Genomic DNA, 18,303 nt, shown 5'->3' with positions numbered 1-18,303 from the left:
GAACAACGGCCGCCCGGGGCGTCACCTGCCGCGGTCACCCGGCGGCGCAGGTCACAGTTGTCCCGATTGACCGCCCGCGTACCGGCGTGGTGGGATTTCGGGGCCGCGCAGCGGTGACCGGACGGGAGGAGCCACGCGTGATCGGTCTGGTCGCCGTCAGCGCCGCAGGCCGCCCGCTCGCCGCCGAACTGCACGCCGCCTGGCCGGACGGCAGCCGGGTCCACCGCGCCGTCCGGGGCTCCTGCGCCGGCCCGGCCGAGACCTTGGCCAGGGCCCTCCAGGAGTGCCGGCAGGTGGTCTGCTTCAGTTCCGTGCCCCTGGCGGTCCGCCTGCTCGGCCCCGAGCTGGAGCACCTCGACCCGGTCCCCGCGGTGGTCTGCGTGGACCCGGACGCCCGGTACGCCGTCCCCCTCACCGGCGGGGCCGAGGAGCTGGCCGCGCAGGTCTGCGGCGTGCTCGGCGCCCGCCCGGTCGTCACCGGCGGGCCGCCGGCCGCGCCCGGACCGCTCGACGCCCTGCGGCGCCACGGCACCACGATCAGCGCCGGGGGTGCGGGCGAGGAGATCACCCGGGCGATCGCGGCCGGGCAGCCGGTGCGCCTGGAGCGCGACCGGGTGCACCCCCTGCCGGCGCTCCCGCCCGGCGTCCGCGCGGACGCCCCGGCGCACGCGCCCGTGCTGCGCGTCACCGACCGCGCGCCCGGCGCGGGCCCGGCCGGGCTCACCTTCCACCCGCGCACCCTGGTGGTCGGTGTCGGCGCCGGCCGCGCCGCCGACGGGCAGGAGCTGGTCCGGCTGGTCCTGGCGGCCCTGGCCGAGGGCGGCCTGTCCCGGTACTCGGTCGTCCAACTCTCCACCCTGGACGGCAAGAAGGACCACCCGGCGGTCCGCTGGGCGGCCCTGGTGCTGGGCGTACCCGTGGTGGGCCACCCGGCCGACGCACTGGCTGCCGTACGGGTGCCGCACCCCTCACGTGCGGCGGAGCTGGCGGTCGGCACCCCGAGCGTCGCCGAGGCGGCCGCCCTGCTGGACGCCCCCGGCGGTGAACTGCTCCTCCCCAAGCGGAAGTCGGCGGCGGCCACGGTCGCGGTGGCCCGCCGCGCGGTGCGCGGACGGCTCGCGGTGATCGGCCTGGGCCCGGGCGACCGGGACCTGCTCACCCCGCGCGCGGTGGCCGAACTGCGCCGCGCCGCCGTGGTGGTGGGCGCCGCCGAGGAGTTGGACCGGATCGCCGACCTGCTGCTGCCCGGCACCCGGCGGGCCGCACCCGCGGCCGGCTCCGGCCCGCCGGCCGGCAGCGCCGGGCGCGACCGGGCGGCCGTCGCCGCCGGCCTCGCCGAGCAGGGGTACGCCGTCGCGCTGGTCGGCGCCGGTGACGCGGCCGAGTACGCCGGGCAGGTCGCGGCGGGCGCCGGGTTCGACCTGCTGCACGTCCCCGGGTTGCCGGCGCCGGGGCCTTCGGCGGCCGGGCCTCCGGCGCCCGGCCCGCCCGCGTCCGGCCACCCCCCACCCGGCCCGCTCGTCCCCGGAGTGCCCGCAGCCGGCCAGCCCGCTCGTCCGAACCACGCAGGAGCAACACCGTGACCAGCACCATCGACCAGCCCGACACCGCCGCCCCGGGCGCCGGCGACACCGGCGCGGCGGGGCCCGGGCCCGACCTGCGACACCACGGTGACGCCGAGGTCCGCACCCCCGGGCTGGTCGACCTGGCCGTCAACGTCCGCACCGGCACCCCGCCGGCCTGGCTGCGCGAGCACCTCGCCGACACCATCGCCGGACTCGCCGCCTACCCCGAGCAGAGCGCGGCCCGCGCCGCCGTCGCCGCCCGGCACGGCCGGCCCGAGGACGAGGTGCTGCTGACCGCCGGCGCCGCCGAGGCCTTCGTCCTGCTGGCCCGCGTACTGACCCCACGTCAGGCCGTCGTGGTGCACCCGCAGTTCACCGAACCGGAGGCGGCCCTGCGGGACGCTGGACACCAGGTCGGACGGGTCGTGCTGACGCCCGGGAACGGGTTCCGGCTCACCGCCGGCGCCGTCCCCGAGAGCGCCGACCTGGTGGTGGTCGGGAACCCCACCAACCCGACCTCCGTCCTGCACCCCGCCGCGGCCCTCACCGCCCTGGCCCGGCCCGGCCGCACCCTGGTCGTGGACGAGGCCTTCATCGACACCGTCCCCGGCGAGCACGAGTCCCTGGCCGCGCTGCGCGGCCTGCCCGGCCAGGTCGTCGTGCTGCGCAGCCTCACCAAGACCTGGGGCCTGGCCGGCCTGCGGATCGGCTACGTCCTCGGGCCCGCGCCGCTGATCACCGCGCTCTCGGCCGCCCAGCCGCTCTGGCCGGTCTCCACGCCCGCCCTGGCCGCCGCCGAGGCCTGCAGCGCACCCGCCGCCCTGGCCGAGGCCGAACGGGCCGCCGCCGCCACGGCCCTGCAGCGCACCCACCTGCTCAAGGGCCTGGCCGTGCTCCCCGCCGTCCGGGTGCACGGCGACCCGGCCGCCTCCTTCGTCCTGGTCGAACTGCCCGACGCGGCCGCCGTCCGGCTCCGGCTGCGCGACGCCGGCTTCGCCGTCCGCCGCGGCGACACCTTCCCCGGCCTCGGCCCGGACTGGCTGCGGATCGCCGTCCGCGACGAGGGGACGACGGACCGGTTCCTGGCGGCCTTGGCGTCCGTGCTCGGCTGACCCGGGCCGCCGGCTCCCCCGGCCGGCACCGGTCAGGCCCTCGGGGCGGCCGCCCAGTCGGCCAGCGTGGCGAAGTCGGCCGGGAGCAGGCCGGTCCGGGCGTCGATCCGCAGGGTCAGGGCCGGGCCGGGGTGGTGGGCAGCGATCCACTCGGTGTCCTGCGGGCCGAGTTCGTCGTCCACCCAGGCGAAGGGGCGCCCGGCGGCCCAGGCGGTCAGCCGGCGGGTCTTCCAGTGCAGGCCGTCCGGGTCCTCCTGATGGAGCTGCGGCCAGGCGATGTACGGCAGGCGGGGCAGGCCCAGCAGCGGGGCGAGCCAGGTGTTGGCCTCGTCCATCCAGGTGCTCGCCCAGACCAGTTCATAGGGCAGCGCGAGCAGTTCGGGGCCGTGCCCGGGGTTGAGCCAGACCCGCAGCGGCCGCACGTACTCGGCCGGCCGCTGCGGATGCCGGGCCACCCAGGAGTCCGGCTTGATCCGGTGCGTGCGGTAGCCCGCCGGGCGGCGGTGCGGCTTGGCCGCGTACGGGTTGAGCGGGCCGTCCACGTCGAGGAGCAGCAGCGGCGCGGGCGGCGGCGTCATGCCCGCCATCCTCGCCCGGCGGGCGGTGGACGGACAAGGGAGCCCGGAGGCCGCAGTGCCCGAGTGCGGGGCCGGCCCCGGTCCGGAGCCACCGTCAGGGCCGCTGCCAGAGCTTGCGCTCGGCCAGCAGCGGCAGCACGCCCTCGCCGAACCAGTAGGCCTCCTCCAGGTGCGGCATGCCGGAGAGGATGAACTCCTCGATGCCCAGGGCGTGGTACTCCTCGACGAGGGCGGCCACCTCCCGGTGGCTGCCCACCATCGCGGTGCCCGCACCGCCCCGGATCAGCCCGATGCCGGCCCACAGGCCCGGGTGGATCTCCAGCCGCTCGGCCGAACCGCCGTGCAGCTCCAGCATCCGCCGCTGGCCCACCGACTCGCTGCGGGCGAGGGCCCGTTGGGTCTCCCGGATCCGGTACGGGTCCATCCCGGCGAGCAACCGGTCCGCCTCGGCCCAGGCCTGGGCCGAGGTGTCCCGGGCGATCACGTGCAGCCGGATGCCGAACCGCGGCGCCCGCCCGTGCGCGGCGGCCAGCCCGCGGATCCACGCGATCTTCTCCGCGACCTGGGCGGGCGGTTCGCCCCAGGTGAGGTAGACGTCGGCGTGCCGCGCCGCGACCTCGCCCGCCGCCGCCGAGGAACCGCCGAAGTACACCGCCGGGACCGGCTCCGGCAGGCGGTTCAACTTGGCCCGCTCCACCCTCAGATGCGGGCCGTGGTGGTCGACCGTCTCGCCCGCCCAGAGCCGCCGCGAGATGTCCAGGAACTCGCCGGCCCGGGCGTACCGGGCGTTCTTGTCGAGGAAGTCCCCGTACGCGCGCTGCTCGGCGGACTCGCCGCCGGTGACCACGTTGAGCAGCAGCCGCCCGCCGGACTGGCGCTGGTAGGTGGCCGCCATCTGGGCGGACAGCGTCGGGCTGACCTGACCCGGACGGAAGGCCACCAGGTACTTCAGCCGTTCGGTCACCTGGGTGAGCATCGCGGTGGTCAGCCAGGCGTCCTCGCACCAGGCGCCGGTGGGGGTGAGCACCGCCTCGAAGCCCAACTGCTCCGCGCTGCGGGCGACCTGCCCCAGGTAGGCGATGCTAGGCGGCCGGTCGGAGCCGGCCGCGCCGGGGGTCGAGCCGTGGCCGCCGCCGACGACGTGACGGCTGTCGCCGTTGGTGGGGAGGAACCAGTGGAAGGCGAGGGACATGCGCGTACTCCTGACCGGGTGCGGCCGGCACTGCCGGGCGCTGCCTGCGGAAACCTGCGGGTGACGGAGGTGACGGGTCAGCCTCGACAGGTGGCACCGGCCAGCCGGCACAGGTCGACGTGCAGGCGTCGGACCAGGCGGCGGGCGGGAGCGGCGGTCATGGGGAGGATTATCCGGGGGCGGCTCGCCCCGGATCAAGGGCCGGGGGCCGGCGCCTCGTCGCCGGGCGGGGCCGGGCGGCTCTCGTCGGGGCGGGCCGGGCGGTGCGGGTCTCGCGGGGCGGAACGACGGACGCCCGCCGTCACCCCTTGCGGGGGACGGCGGGCGTCACGTTGCAGCGGACGAACAGAGCCTCGGGCTCAGATCTGGCCGGCCTTTTCCAGCGCCGAGCAGCAGGTGTTGACCATGAGGCGGGTCACCACGTACGGGTCGACGTTGGCGTTCGGGCGACGGTCCTCGATGTAGCCCTTCTGGTCGACCTCGACCTGCCACGGGATGCGGACCGAGGCGCCGCGGTTGGAGACGCCGTAGCTGTAGACGTTCCACGGGGCGGTCTCGTGCTTGCCCGTCAGGCGGGACTCGATCTCGGCACCGTACTGGGTGACGTGCTCCAGGACCTTCTCCTGCGAGGCGCCGAGCGACTCGCAGGCGGTGATGATGGCGTCGTAGCCCTCACGCATCGCCTTGGTGGAGAAGTTGGTGTGCGCGCCGGCACCGTTCCAGTCGCCACGGGCGGGCTTGGCGTCGAGGGTGGCGTCGATGCCGAACTCCTCGGCGGTGCGGTAGAGCAGGTAGCGGGCGACCCACATGTGGTCGGAGACGGTCAGCGCGTCGACCGGGCCGATCTGGAACTCCCACTGGCCGGGCATGACCTCGGCGTTGATGCCGCAGATCGCGAGGCCCGCGGCGAGGCAGCGGTCGAGGTGCAGCTCGACGATCTCGCGACCGAAGACCTCCTCGGCGCCGACGCCGCAGTAGTAGCCGCCCTGCGGGGCCGGGAAGCCGCCCTCGGGGAAGCCGAGCGGGCGCGAGCCCTTGAAGAAGGTGTACTCCTGCTCGATGCCGAAGATCGACTCCTGAGCGGCGAACTGCTCGGCGATCGGGCGCAGCAGGGCGCGGGTGTTCGAGGCGTGCGGCGTGCCGTCGATCTCGTTGACCTCGCACAGGACGAGGATGTTGTCGCCGCCACGGATCGGGTCCGGGAAGGTCGCGACCGGCTCAAGAACGCGGTCCGACGCGTGACCCTCGGCCTGGTTGGTGGACGAGCCGTCGAAGCCCCAGGTGGGGATCTTGTCCGCGTTGGCCAGGATCCGAGTCTTGGAGCGGAGCTTGGCGGTCGGCTGCGTGCCGTCGATCCAGATGTACTCGGCCTTGATTGCCACGGCGGTGAACCTCGCAAACTGAGTGGTGGGTGCCCGCGTAGCGTCGCAAGCCGCCGTTTCCCGGTTGTTCCTCCTATGTGACGCCCATGTAAACCAACTGTCCGCACCGGCCCTGTCACGCTCCGGGAGTGCCGCCGGTGTCACCCCCGGGGCGCACGGGTGCCCCTGGAGACGGGGCGGACTTCCGAGGAAACGGGGCGGCCGCGCGCCGGGGTGCGGCGGCGGCCCGCCCAGGGTGACAGTCGGGGCGCACCTGTCTCAAGAGGCGCACCTCTCTCAAGGGGAGCGCCCTTCCCAAGAAGCGCTCCCCTTCCCGCTGTACCCACCCGTTCTGTACGCACCCGTCCCGGGAGGCGCCCCGCGCCCTCGGGTACCGCCCGCCCTCAGTGCCGTCGGGCGTGCACCCGGCGGCGGCGGGCGAACCAGAGGGCGCCCGCACCGCCGGCGAGCAGCGCGGCGGCGCCGGCGGCCAGCGGGCCGGTGCCGTTGCCGCCGGTGGCGGCGAGGTGCTCACCGGCGGCCTGCGGCACGGCCGCCTTGCCGCTCGCCGTGCCGTCCGCCGCCTTCACGGCGGCCGGGGTCGCCGGCGGCGGGGTCGAGGGGGCGGGGGCCGCCGTTCCGGGGGCGGTCGGGGCCGGCTTCTCGCAGCTCACCGAGGCGATCGTGACGGTGCCGCTGACCTTGGCCACGTTGAGGTTGAGCGGGTTCAGCTCGACGCGGACCTCCAGGGCGGAGGCGGCGGCCGTGCTGCTGGTGGCGCTCCGCCTGGAGAACTCGACCGAGACGCTGCCGACGGCCGGCACGTCCACCGTGGTGGGTGCGTACAGGCCGACGGCGACCGGCTTGCCGAGGACGGTGAGCTTGGCGGGGGCGGTGACGTCGGCGGTGGGCGGCCCGTCGACCGGGCAGGTCACCTTGGAGCTGAGGGCCTCCAGGCCGAGCAGCGAGGTGAGCGGCAGGCCCGGCGCGTGGACGTCGGCGTTGACCAGCTCGACGGAGGCGGCGGCCCCCTTGGCGTCGACCGTGGTGACGGACCGGCCGACGTCGGCCTTGACCAGCGTGACCGGGCCCTGCTGGTCGACGCCGTCGACCTTCGCGGTGAGCACGGAGCCGTCGCGCCTGGCGGGGCTCTCCACCTTGTTCAGCGAGATGTTCACCGGCACGTCCACGGCCTTGTTCAGCAGGCTGACGTCCAGGTCCACCTCGGCCGTGACCGCGCGGGCGCTGCCGGTGGCCGGGCCGCCCGTCGAGCCGGTGCCGCCGGCGCCGGAGACGGCGCCGGGCCCGGTCGCGTGTGCGGCGGTGGCGGGCAGCACGGCCGCCGCGACGACCAGGGTGGCGACGGCGACACGGAGAGATGAGGACAGCAAAGGAGGAACCCCCACACATGGCGATCGGGAGAGAGCGCGCCACCGATGTCACCCCGTGCGCGGCAAGGCTCCGCGTCGGACCGGGGGAAGGCTGTCGCTCTCGACTGCCGCCATCCTCTTCGAACAATCCGTCACATGAGTAACACGGAGCGTCAGTTCACTCCTTCGGGTGAGATTGACGCCATGTGTTGACGGTACGGCGACAGGAGCCCACCGCGCGCCCCGGACCGGGCCACGGCACCGGGCGGCCCAACGCCCGTGAGCGCTAAGGCAGTCGCCAGTCCACCGGCTGCGCACCCTGCCGGACCAGCAGTTCGTTGGCCCGGCTGAACGGACGCGAGCCGAAGAAACCGGAGTTCGCCGAGTACGGACTCGGATGCGCCGACTCCACCGCCGGCACCTCCCCCAGCAACGGGCGCAGGTTACGGGCGTCGCGCCCCCAGAGGATCGCGACCAGCGGGCCGCCGCGCGCCACCAGCGCCTTGATCGCCTGCTCGGTGACCTCCTCCCAGCCCTTGCCCCGGTGCGCGGCCGGCTTGCGCGGCGCGGTCGTCAGGGCGCGGTTGAGCAGCAGGACGCCCTGCTCGGTCCAGGGCGTGAGATCGCCGTTGGAGGGCTGCGGCAGGCCGAGGTCCTGGCCGTACTCCTGGTAGATGTTGATCAGGCTGGCCGGGATCGGCCGGACCTCCGGCGCCACCGAGAAGGACAGGCCGACAGCATGCCCCGGTGTGGGGTAAGGGTCCTGTCCGACGATCAGCACCCGCACCGCGTCGAAGGGCTGCTGGAAGACGCGCAGCACGTTCGGCCCGGAGGGCAGGTAGGTTCGGCCGGCGGCGATCTCCGCGCGCAGGAAGTCGCCCATGGCGGCCACCTGTCCGGCGACCGGCTGCAGTGCGGTGGCCCAGCCGGGCTCGACGATCTCGTTCAGTGGACGCGGTGCCATGCGCACCACCCTATCGGCCCAACGCGGGCCGCCCCGCCGGGGCCGCCGGCCGGCCGGACGCGGCCCGTACGCCTGCCCCGCCGCGGCCGTAGGCCTGCCCGGCCGCGGCCCGTACGACCACCCCGGCGGGGCGAAGGACCCGTCCTGACGGCGCCGCGGGGAACCGCCCGGCCGACCGGATCAGCCGACCGGACGGCCCCGCAGCACCACCAGCCGCGGGTCCGCCAGCACCCGGACGTCGGCGCGCGGGTCCTCGGCGTAGACCACCAGGTCGGCGGAGGCGCCCTCGGTCAGACCGTCCCGGCCGAGCCAGGCCCTGGCGGCCCAACTGGCCGCCGAGAGCGCCTCGGCGGCCGTCAGGCCGGCCTTCACCAGTTCCGCGACCTCCTGCGCGACCAGGCCGTGGGCGAGCGAGCCGCCGGCGTCCGTGCCGACGTAGACCGGGATCCCGGCGTCGTGCGCGGCGGCCACCGTGTCGTAGCGGCGCTCGTGCAGCCGGCGCATGTGCGCGGACCAGGCCGGGAACCTGTCCTCGCCGCCGGCCGCCAGCTTCGGGAAGGTCGCGATGTTGACCAGGGTCGGGACGATCGCCACCCCGCGCTCGGCGAACTGCGGGATCAACTCCTCGGTCAGGCCGGTGGCGTGCTCCACGCAGTCGATCCCGGCGGCCAGCAGGTCGGGCAGCGACTCGGCGGCGAAGCAGTGCGCGGTGACCCGAGCGCCCTCCTGGTGCGCCGCCGCGATCGCCTCGGCCAGCGCGTCGCCCGGCCAGCAGGCCGCCAGGTCGCCCCGGTCGCGGTCGATCCAGTCGCCGACCAGCTTCACCCAGCCGTCGCCGCGCCGGGCCTCCGCGCGGACGTACGCGGGCAGGTCCCCGGGCTCGATCTCGTGCGCGTAGTTGCGGATGTAGCGCCGGGTGCGGGCGATGTGGCGGCCCGCGCGGATGATCCGGGGCAGGTCCTCGCGGTCGTCGATCCAGCGGGTGTCGGCGGCCGAGCCGGCGTCGCGGATCAGCAGGGTGCCGGCGTCGCGGTCGGTGAGGGCCTGCTTCTCGCTGGTCGCCTCGTCCACCGCTCCGTGCGCGTCCAGGCCGACGTGGCAGTGCGCGTCGACCAGGCCGGGCAGCACCCAGCCGGTGACCGTCCGGACATCGCCGCCGGTCGGCCGGTCGAAGGCCACCCGCCCGTCCACCACCCAGAGTTCGTCCCGGACGTCCTCGGGGCCGACCAGCACCCGGCCCTTGATGTGCAGCACCCCAGCGTCGCTCATGCCCGCACTCTACCGACGGGTCCGGCCGGGCCGGCGGCGGACGATGGGGCAGACTGGGCACCGGGGCCCGTCCGCACGGTGCCCTCCGTACACCACTGGCCGCCCCCGGCCACCGGTGGGGCGGCCCCGCGGAGGCCTGCGGGCCCGCCCCCGGCCGGCCGGGGGCGGGCCACCACGACCAGCGAAAGGCCGGCCCCGTGAGCCCCTTCCTCGACCTCCCCCCGCTCGGCGCCGCGCACTTCGCCGCGATCGAGGACAAGGTGGCCGCGCTGCTGCACACCACCGCCGACGTGATCATCACCCAGGGCGAGGCCCTGCTCCCGCTGGAGGCGGCCATCCGCGGCGCCGCGCACCCGGGCAGCACGGCGCTCAACGTCGTCACCGGCCCGTACGGGCAGACCTTCGGGAACTGGCTGCGGGACTGCGACGCCAAGGTCGTCGACCTGACGGTGCCGTTCGACTCCGCCGTCACCGCCGACCAGGTCGCCCAGGCCCTGCGGGCGGACCCGGAGATCGACTTCGTCTCGCTGGTGCACGCCGAGGCCGCCACCGGCAACACCAACCCGGTGGCGGAGATCGCCGCGGTGGTGCGCGAGCACGGCGCCCTGCTGATGCTGGACGCCGTCGCCTCGGTCGCCGCCGAGCCGCTGCTGACCGACGCCTGGGGCGTGGACCTCTGCGTGATCGGCGGGCAGAAGGCGATGGGCGGCCCGGCCGGGGTCTCGGCGGTGTCGGTGAGCGGGCGGGCCTGGGAGCGGATCACCGCCAACCCGGCGGCGCCGCGCCGCTCCTACCTCTCGCTGCTGGACTGGAAGGAGCGCTGGACGGACGCCGGACGCACCGTGCTGCCGCACGCCCCGGCCCAGTTGGAGATGCTCGCGCTGGACGCCTGCCTCGACCGGATCGCCGCCGACGGCCTCGACGCCACCATCACCCGGCACCGGGCCGCGGCGGCCGCCGTCCGCGCCGGGGTGCGGGCGCTCGGCACGCTGACCCCGTTCGTCCCCGCCGACGGGCACGCGGCTCCGGTGGCCACCACCCTGCGCACCCCGCCCGGTCTGAACGCGGCCGAGCTGGCCGCCGGCCTGGACCCCGCCCTGCCCGTCCAGGCGGGCGGCGGCGCGCTGGCCGCGGAGATGCTGCGGGTCAACCACTACGGCCGGAACGCGTCGGCGGAGGTCGTCCAGGACTGCCTGACCGCACTCGGCGAGGCGTTGCTGGCCACGGGCGCAGCCGCCGACGTGCCGACGGCGACGGCGGCCGCGGCGACGGCCTGGAGGGCGGCGGGCGGCCCCACCGGGTGACCCCCGCCGCAGGGGGCCGGTCGGGGCGGAGCGGCCGCCCCGACCGTGCGCGTGCGGGCGCCCCGGGGACGGCCGGGGCGACCACGACCGACGGGCCTCCCGAACACCTCAGGTGAACAAGGAAGAGCTCTCCGTAACACGCATCGATGTATCATACGTTGCCGTATGATTCCTCCTTGGATGTCTGGTGACCCATGTCCTTCTACGGCCGTCACGACGTACTGCAACAACTGGCCGGGCACCTGAGCGCGATCAGCGCACAGGGGCAGGGTCGGATGCTCGCGGTCCGCGGCCGGCGACAGGTCGGCAAGTCCCGCCTGTTCACGCGCTTCGTGGAGGGGTCCGGCCTGCCGTACCTCTACTTCACGGCGGTGAAGAACGCCGACCCGCAAACCCAGTTGCAGGGGCTGACGGCCGACCTCGGCACGGCGCGCACGCCCCTTCCGGAGGCCGACACCCTGTTCGCCTCACCGCCGTCCTCCTGGTCTGACGCCTTCGGCCGGCTCGCGCTCGCCTGCTCGCGGACACCCGCCGTCGTGGTGCTGGACGAGTTCCCCTGGGCCGCGGCCACGGACCCGACGTTGGAGGGCGCCCTGCAGAACGCCTGGGACCGGCGGCTGGAGCGGACGCCCGTCCTGCTGGTCCTGATCGGCTCCGACGTCACCATGATGGAACGGCTCACCGAGCACGACCGGCCGCTGTACGGGCGAGCCCGCGAGCAGCTGATCCGGCCCTTCAACCCCGCCGAGTGCGCCGAGGCACTGGGCTCCGGCCACGATCCCATGGACGCCTTCGACGCCCATCTGGTCACCGGGGGCTACCCACGACTGCTCCTGGAGTGCGCGACCGCGGGCGGCGCCCGGCGTCTCGTCGAACAGGAGCTGACCGACGAGAACAGCAGCCTCGTGGTCACCGGGCAGCGGGTGGTGGACGCCGAGTTCCCCGACGGGCCGCAGGCCCGGCGGGTGCTCTCGGCGATGGGCGGTCACGAGGTGGGCGTGGCCGCCTTCTCGCAGATCGTCGGCCGGCTGCCCGAAGCCGGCAGCACCGCCCAGACCGCGGCGACCCGTGCTCTCAAGACGCTGACCGAGCAGAAGGGCGTCGTCGCGGCGGACGTGCCGATCGGCGCGCCACCCCGCGGGAAGCTCCGGCGCTACCGGATCGAGGATCCGTACCTACGGTTCTGGTTCCGCTTCGTGGAGCAGCAGATCCCGCACATCTCGCGCGGCCGGGCCGACATCGCCCTCGACGCGTTCGGGCGGGACTGGACGACCTGGCGGGGCAAGGCCGTCGAACCGCTGGTGCACGAGGCCCTGTTGCGACTGGCGCCCGAACTGCCGGCGCTCGACGGCGCGGACGAGGTGGGCAGCTGGTGGACCCGCGACAACACCCATGAGTACGACGTCGTGGCCCGGACCGCCCGGACCCGGCGGGTGACGGCCGTCGGCACGGTGAAGTGGCGGGAGCGCAAGCGGATCACCGCCGGCGAACTGGCCCATCTGGCCGGAGCCCGGGCCGTGGTGCCCGAGGCCGCCGGGGCCCGGCTGGTCACCGTCTGCCCGGCTGGCCTGCACACCGGGGTGAAGCCCGACCTGCACCTGGACGCGGGGGATCTGCTGGCAGCCTGGCAGCGATGAGGGCGGCCGGGCACGCCGGCCGACCGGAAGGGCTCCGGAGCAACGGGCGCCGGAGCGTGGGGGCGGAGTGCGGGGCCAGGGGTCCGGCGTGCGGGGGCCGTCCGGGCGGCGCGGGCCGGGTGAGGCCCGTCGGCCCGGGCTGCGGAGCGGCCGGGCCCGTGCGAACCTACGAAGGTGCCGGAGACCACGGAGGACGCCGCACCAGGCGAGGAACAGGGCCGGCCGGCGGGCGCTGCCCTGCTGGCCGCCACCTGCGTCTCGACCCTGGTCGTCAACGCCAACACCTCGGCGGTGAGCATCCTGCTGCCGGCGATCAGCGCGGACACCGGCGCGTCCCTCGACACCCTCCAGTGGGCCATCACCGGGTACTCGCTGGTCGGCGCGGCCGTGATCGTCACCTCGGGCGCCCTCGGCGACGTCTTCGGTCGGCGGCTGGTCTTCCTCGCCGGGCTGGCCCTGTTCATCGCCTCCTGCGCCGTGATCGCGCTGTCCGACAGCGGCGCGGGGGTCATCGCGGGCCGGGCGGTCCAGGGCGCCTCCGGGGCCACGATCCTGGCCTGCGGGATGAGCCTGCTGTCGGTGGCGACCTCGGGACAGGGCCGGGTCCGGGCCGTGACCGTGTGGGGCGCCGCCTCGGCGGTGGGCGCGGCCGTCGGGCCGCTGGTGGGCGGCCTGCTGGTGGACGGCATCGGGTGGCAGGGCCTGTTCTGGATCGACGCGGCGATCGCGGCGGCCTGCGTCCCGGTCACCCTGAGCGGCATCACCGAGTCCCGTGATCCGGACCGCAGCCGGTCGATCGACTTCGCGGGGACGGTACTGATCGCCGCCGTGCTGGCCCCGGCGCTGCTCGCGCTGAGCGAGGGCGCCGACTGGGGCTGGACGTCGGCGGGAGTGCTGGGCTGCCTCGCGCTGTCCCTGCTCGCGGCCCTCGCCTTCGTCGCGGTGGAGCGGCGGGTGGACGAGCCGCTGGTGGACCTGCGGCTGCTGCGCGACCGCGTGCTGATCGGCGCCACGGTGGCGATCCTGCTCAGCGCCGGCGTGATCAACGGCCTGATGTACCTGGTCAGCCTCTACTTCCAGAATCCCGCCACGCTCGCCCTGAGCCCGTTCCAGGCCGGCCTTGCGACCCTGCCCGCGACCGTGGGCCTGATCGCCGTCACCCCGCTGGTGCCCCGGGCCGTCAAGCGGCTGGGCGTCGGGCCGGTGATCGGGGCCGGTTTCGCGGCGGCGACGGCCGGCTGCGCGCTGCTGGTGCTGGTGCAGGCCGACTGGCGGTACGGGGCGTTCGCCCTGCCGCTGGTGCTGCTGGCCGCCGGCCTGGGGCTCGTGAACGGCCCGGCGAGTTCGGCGTCCACCTCGTCGGTGGCCGAGGACGACGTCGGCGCGGCGTCCGGCATCTCGAACATGGCCCGCTACATCGGTGCCGCCGCCTTCACCGCGGCCGTGGCCACCGTGAACACGTCCGTCGGCGCGTCGCACCTCGCGAGCGGCGAGGGGACGGCGCAGGCGCTGGCCGCGGGCCTCTCCCGGGCCTGCCTGCTGCTCACCATCGCGTGCGGGGTGGGCATCCTGCTCTCCGTCCTGGCGGCCCGGGCCCGCCGTCGCCGGGTCCGGCCCGGTGCGTACGGGGCGGCGGCGGCCTCGCACGCCCACACCGTGCGCACCGTCAGCGGTGTGGGCACCGCCGGCACCGCCGGCACGGAGGACGCGCCGTAGGGACGCGCGGCAGGAGGGGAGGCGGCGGGGGCGGCCGGTCCGTCCCGGGTCTTGCGGCCGAGCGGGAGAGCACTGTTCCCCGATCGTTCATCTCGGCGGCATCCCCGCCTCATCCACGCCCGGGATGGTCGTCGCAGCGGCATAGTTGGCTATACAACTCTGCCCGGCCGGAAACGTAGCGAGACGTTTCGGGAAGCACCGGACTAGGAGACACCCATGCCCCTGTCGCCGTACTGGCTGCGCGACAACTGCCCCTGCCCCGAGTGCCGCGACCCACGCAACGGGCAGAAGCTGTTCCAGATCACCGACCTGCCGGAGGACCTGGCGATCGCGGACCAGGACGAGCGCGACGGCCGGCTGGCGGTGCTCTGGTCCGACGGCCACCGCTCGCGCTACCCGCTGGAGTGGCTGGACTCCGAGGGCAGCGACGACGGGCGCAGCGAGGCCGGCAAGCGGCTGTGGGCCGCCGCCGACTTCGCCGCGGGCCTGCCCGAGGCCGACTGGGACGCCTACCTGGCGGACCCGGCGGAACGCGCGGCGGTGCTCGGCGCGGTGCTGCGCTCCGGCTTCGCCGTGCTGCGCGGGGTGCCGGCCGTCGAGGGGCAGGTGCTCGACGTGGCCCGGACCTTCGGCTACGTCCGCGAGACCAACTACGGCGAGCTGTTCGACGTCCGGGTGGAGGCCGACCCGAACAACCTGGCCTTCACCAGCGCAGCCATCGCCCCGCACAGCGACAATCCGTACCGCGACCCTGTGCCGACCCTTCAACTGCTGCACTGCCTCGACAACTCGGCCGTCGGCGGCGACTCCGGCCTGGTGGACGGGTTCCGCGCGGCGGCGCAGCTGCGGGCGGAGGACCCGGCGGCCTTCGCGGTGCTCACCCGCACCCTCGTCCCGTTCGTCTTCCGCGACCGCGCCACCGAACTGCGCGCCGACCGCCCGCTGATCGAGCTGGACGCGCTCGGACGGATCCGCGAGGTGCGCTTCAACAACCGCTCGATCGGCACCCTGCGCCTGCCCGCCGCCGAACTGGACGCCTTCTACGCCGCCTACCGGCGCTTCGCCGCCGTCACCCTGCGCCCCGAACTGCGGCTGGAGTTCCGGCTCGGCCCCGGCGACTGCCTGATCTTCGACAACGTCCGCCTGCTGCACGCCCGGACGGCCTTCGAACCGGCCGGCCCCGGGGGCGGCGCGCGCCACCTCCAGGGCTGCTACGCCGACCTGGACTCGCTGGCCAGCACCCTCGCGGTGCTGGACCGGCGGGCCGCCGCGCTCGACACCATCGCCGGGTACTTCGAGGGCGAGGGCGCCGCCGAGTACCTGGGCGAGGCCGTCACGCTGGCCGAGCACATGCTGCAGGCCGGCGCGCTGGCCCAGGCGGCCGGGGCACCGGACCACCTGGTCGCGGCGGCGCTGCTGCACGACGTGGGCCACTTCGAGGGCACCGGGCTGGAGTTGATGGCCGGCCGGGACAACCGGCACAGCGACACCGGCGCCGACTGGCTGGCGCAGTGGTTCGGTCCCGAGGTGACCGGCCCGGTCCGGCTGCACGTGGCCGCCAAGCGGTACCTGTGCACGGCCGAGCCCGGCTACCGGGCCCGGCTGTCCGAGGCGTCCGAGTACACCCTGCGGGTGCAGGGCGGCCCGATGAGCGCGGAGCAGGCCGTCGCCTTCGCCGCCCTGCCGGGTGCCGCGGACGCGGTGGCGGTCCGCCGATGGGACGAGGAGGCCAAGTACGCGGACGCGGCCACGCCCGGCTTCGACCACTTCCGTCCGCTGCTGGCCGCCCTGATGCGCTGACAGCTGACGGCTGACGGCTGACGGCTGACGGCTGACGGTGCCAGGCAGCGGGGCGACGGGGCGCCACCCCGCCGGCACGGCCCTGGCGCCCTGGCGCCCGGTGGGCCGGTGGGCCGGTGGGCCAGTCGGCCGGTCGGCCGGTCGCTCAGTCGCTGTCCCTTGCGTGCCGCGAGAGCGCCGACGTGGCCAGCGAGTTGTGCACGCTGAAGGCCACCGTCCCCGGCAGGTAGCGGTCCTGCGACCACTCCACCGGGGTGCCGGTCGGGTCGGTGGTGCGGCGGCGCTCGCGCAGCAGCGGGCTGCCGCGCCGGCAGCCCAGCAGCCGGGCGTCCTCGGCGTTCGCCGCGACCACGTCGATGGTGTGGTCGGCGTCGGTGAACAGGATGCCGTGCTCGCGCAGCTGCTCGGTGTGCGAGACCACGTCGGCCGGCAGCTCGGCCACCAGCTCGCCCACCAGGGGCGGGTAGACCGTCCGCTCGACCATCACCGGCGCGCCGGACAGGGTGCGCAGCCGGACGATCGCGTAGACCTCGGCGCCCGGCTCCAGGCGCAGCTGCTCGCGCTCGGCGGCGTCGGCCGGGCGGCGGACCAGCGAGTCCAGGATGCCGCCGGGCTCCTCCCCCATCGAGCGGGCCCAGTGGGTGAAGCTGAGCAGCTCCGAGAAGCTCTGCACCCGGGCGTTGCCGAGCACCACCCGGCGGGTGCCGCGGCGCGAGGTGACCAGACCGTCCGAGCGCAGCACCGCCAGGGCCTGTCGCACAGTGCCGCGGGAGACGCCGTACTGCTCGGCGAGCGCGCCCTCGGCGGGCAGCCGCCCGGCCTCGCCGAAGGCTCCGGTGGTGATGGCCTCGCGGAGGTCGGCGGCGACCTTGCGGTAGAGGGCGGCGCCGCGCTCGGTTCCGGCCGGGCCGGGTGCGGACTGGTCCGGTTCGAGTGCCACGTCAGTCAAGGTCCCTCCTGGGGCGGTGTCCTGCGCAGCCGTACCGGCGCGGACAGGCTGACCTTATCCGTTGCGCCCTCGAAGCATCGCACCATTCCGATCACCGGCCGCCGGGCGCATTCGACCGTTCCCGCAGCCGCCCCCGGTTCTCGGGCATCCGTTCACCTTCCCGTCACCGGGCTCCGGCGTACTTACCCCCGTCGGCAAAGTTGGCTAGTCAACTCAGCCAGGCTCAGCCCTTGAGCCAGGCGGCCAGTCGGGCCGGCCCCCACTCTCGCAATCGCATCCCTCGCAGTACGCCCCCTGATCAGGAGACTGACTCGTGACCGTGCACCGTGCCCGTGCCGCCGCCTTCGCGGCCGTTCTGACCGCCGCCGCGCTCTCCCTTTCCGCCTGCGGCTCCGCGGGCTCGACCGCGAAGTCCGGCGACGCCGCCAAGGCCGGCGCCAAGGAGGCCAAGGACGCCACCTCCGCCGCCGACCTCGGCGGGATGGACGCACTCGTCGCGGCCGCCAAGAAGGAGGGGAAGCTGCACGTCATCACGCTGCCCCGGGACTGGGCCAACTACGGCAAGATCATGGACTCGTTCAAGGCCAAGTACGGCATCGAGATCGAGGACGAGAACCCGGACGGATCCAGCCAGGACGAGATCAACGCGATCACCTCCCGCAAGGGCCAGGACCGCGCCCCCGACGTGGTGGACCTGGGCAGCGCCTTCGCGCAGTCCGCCGCCAAGGACGGCCTGCTCGCCCCGTACAAGACCGCCAACTTCGACAAGATCGCCGACACCATGAAGGAGGCCACCGGCCTGGCGGTCAACGACTACGGCGGCTACGTCTCGATCGGCTGCGACGCCAAGAAGATCGCCAACTGCCCGAAGACCTTCGCCGACCTGCTCAAGCCCGAGTACAAGGGCCAGGTCGCGCTGAACGGCAACCCGACCAAGTCCGGCTCCGCCTTCGGCGGCGTCTACGCGGCCGCGCTGGCCAACGGCGGTTCGCTGGACAACATCCAGCCCGGCATCGACTTCTTCGGCAAGCTCAAGCAGTCCGGCAACTTCAACCCGGTCGAGTCCACCCCGGCGACCATCGAGAAGGGCGAGACCCCGATCAGCATCGACTGGTCGTACCTCAACGCCGGCTACACCGACGAGTTCAAGACCAAGGGCATCGACTGGCAGGTCTCCGTCCCCAACGACGGCAGCTACGCCCAGTACTACAACCAGGCGATCAACAAGTGGGCCCCGCACCCGGCGGCCGCCCGCCTGTGGCAGGAGTACCTCTTCAGCGCCGAGGGCCAGAACCTCTTCCTCGGCGGCTACGCCACCCCGGCCCTCTTCGACGCCCTGAAGAAGGACGGCACCCTCGACGCGGCCGCCGCCGCCAAGCTGCCGGCCGTCGAGAAGCCCTTCACCACCTTCCCGACCCAGGACCAGATCGCCGCGGCCAAGAAGGTCGTGACCGAGAACTGGACCAAGGCGATCGCGGGCTGATCA

General features: G+C 74.9%; 15 protein-coding genes. 7 read left to right on the top strand and 8 right to left on the bottom strand.

From position 1 onward, the window contains the following. Nucleotides 1–137 precede the first annotated feature (137 nt). Nucleotides 138–1,583, top strand: a complete 1,446-nt coding sequence (locus tag J2S46_RS28770) for a cobalamin biosynthesis protein (protein ID WP_191289860.1) — start codon at nt 138–140, stop codon at nt 1,581–1,583. After that, nucleotides 1,580–2,677, top strand: a complete 1,098-nt coding sequence (gene cobC / locus J2S46_RS28765) for an Rv2231c family histidinol phosphate aminotransferase CobC (RefSeq protein ID WP_370882255.1) — start codon at nt 1,580–1,582, stop codon at nt 2,675–2,677. The genes J2S46_RS28770 and cobC overlap by 4 nt, the downstream gene beginning before the upstream one ends. Before the next feature lie 32 nt (nt 2,678–2,709). Here the strand turns inward: cobC and J2S46_RS28760 are convergent, their stop codons facing one another. From J2S46_RS28760 to J2S46_RS28735, 7 genes are all read right to left on the bottom strand, one after another. Next, nucleotides 2,710–3,255 carry a hypothetical protein gene (locus tag J2S46_RS28760; RefSeq protein ID WP_191289861.1) on the bottom strand — a complete coding sequence of 182 codons (546 nt, stop codon included), beginning with the start codon at nt 3,253–3,255 and terminating at the stop codon, nt 2,710–2,712. A 94-nt stretch (nt 3,256–3,349) separates the two neighbouring features. Further along, nucleotides 3,350–4,447, bottom strand: a complete 1,098-nt coding sequence (locus tag J2S46_RS28755) for an LLM class flavin-dependent oxidoreductase (RefSeq protein ID WP_191289862.1) — start codon at nt 4,445–4,447, stop codon at nt 3,350–3,352. A gap of 77 nt (nt 4,448–4,524) precedes the next feature. After that, on the bottom strand, nt 4,525–4,608 hold the full coding sequence (locus tag J2S46_RS40925) for a putative leader peptide (RefSeq protein ID WP_353652359.1): 84 nt from the start codon (nt 4,606–4,608) through the stop codon (nt 4,525–4,527). Nucleotides 4,609–4,806: 198 nt separating this feature from the next. Continuing rightward, on the bottom strand, nt 4,807–5,829 hold the full coding sequence (gene glnII, locus J2S46_RS28750) for a glutamine synthetase (protein WP_191289863.1): 1,023 nt from the start codon (nt 5,827–5,829) through the stop codon (nt 4,807–4,809). Nucleotides 5,830–6,212: 383 nt separating this feature from the next. After that, the gene (locus tag J2S46_RS28745; protein ID WP_191289864.1) at nt 6,213–7,199 is read right to left on the bottom strand and encodes an SCO1860 family LAETG-anchored protein; all 987 of its coding nucleotides are present in this window, start codon (nt 7,197–7,199) and stop codon (nt 6,213–6,215) included. A gap of 265 nt (nt 7,200–7,464) precedes the next feature. After that, nucleotides 7,465–8,142 (bottom strand): uracil-DNA glycosylase, encoded by a 678-nt coding sequence (locus J2S46_RS28740; protein ID WP_191289865.1) that lies wholly within the window; start codon nt 8,140–8,142, stop codon nt 7,465–7,467. A 180-nt stretch (nt 8,143–8,322) separates the two neighbouring features. After that, nucleotides 8,323–9,411 (bottom strand): amidohydrolase family protein, encoded by a 1,089-nt coding sequence (locus tag J2S46_RS28735; RefSeq protein WP_191289867.1) that lies wholly within the window; start codon nt 9,409–9,411, stop codon nt 8,323–8,325. 197 nt (nt 9,412–9,608) lie between these two features. Here J2S46_RS28735 and J2S46_RS28730 point away from each other — a divergent pair, with 197 nt between their 5' ends. From J2S46_RS28730 to tmpA, 4 genes are all read left to right on the top strand, one after another. After that, a complete protein-coding gene (locus J2S46_RS28730) occupies nt 9,609–10,715 on the top strand; it encodes a pyridoxal-phosphate-dependent aminotransferase family protein (RefSeq protein ID WP_191289868.1) in 1,107 nt (368 codons plus the stop codon). Nucleotides 10,716–10,909: 194 nt separating this feature from the next. Then, nucleotides 10,910–12,352: an ATP-binding protein gene (locus J2S46_RS28725; protein ID WP_191289869.1), complete on the top strand. Its 1,443-nt coding sequence runs from the start codon at nt 10,910–10,912 to the stop codon at nt 12,350–12,352. 174 nt (nt 12,353–12,526) lie between these two features. Continuing rightward, nucleotides 12,527–14,068: an MFS transporter gene (locus J2S46_RS28720; protein WP_229912679.1), complete on the top strand. Its 1,542-nt coding sequence runs from the start codon at nt 12,527–12,529 to the stop codon at nt 14,066–14,068. A gap of 216 nt (nt 14,069–14,284) precedes the next feature. Then, nucleotides 14,285–15,868, top strand: a complete 1,584-nt coding sequence (gene tmpA, locus J2S46_RS28715) for a 2-trimethylaminoethylphosphonate dioxygenase (RefSeq protein WP_191289870.1) — start codon at nt 14,285–14,287, stop codon at nt 15,866–15,868. A 145-nt stretch (nt 15,869–16,013) separates the two neighbouring features. On the opposite strand, the gene J2S46_RS28710 is transcribed toward tmpA, so the two are convergent. After that, nucleotides 16,014–16,808, bottom strand: coding sequence for a GntR family transcriptional regulator (locus tag J2S46_RS28710; protein WP_191289968.1), 795 nt, complete (start codon nt 16,806–16,808; stop codon nt 16,014–16,016). Nucleotides 16,809–17,130: 322 nt separating this feature from the next. Between J2S46_RS28710 and J2S46_RS28705 the strand changes: the two genes are divergently transcribed. Beyond that, complete coding sequence (locus J2S46_RS28705) at nt 17,131–18,300, top strand: ABC transporter substrate-binding protein (RefSeq protein ID WP_073928834.1); 1,170 nt, start codon at nt 17,131–17,133, stop codon at nt 18,298–18,300. Nucleotides 18,301–18,303: the final 3 nt, after the last annotated feature.

The organism is Kitasatospora herbaricolor, from assembly GCF_030813695.1.
Classification (GTDB): domain Bacteria; phylum Actinomycetota; class Actinomycetes; order Streptomycetales; family Streptomycetaceae; genus Kitasatospora; species Kitasatospora herbaricolor.
This window is presented reverse-complemented; position numbering and strand designations above follow the sequence as displayed.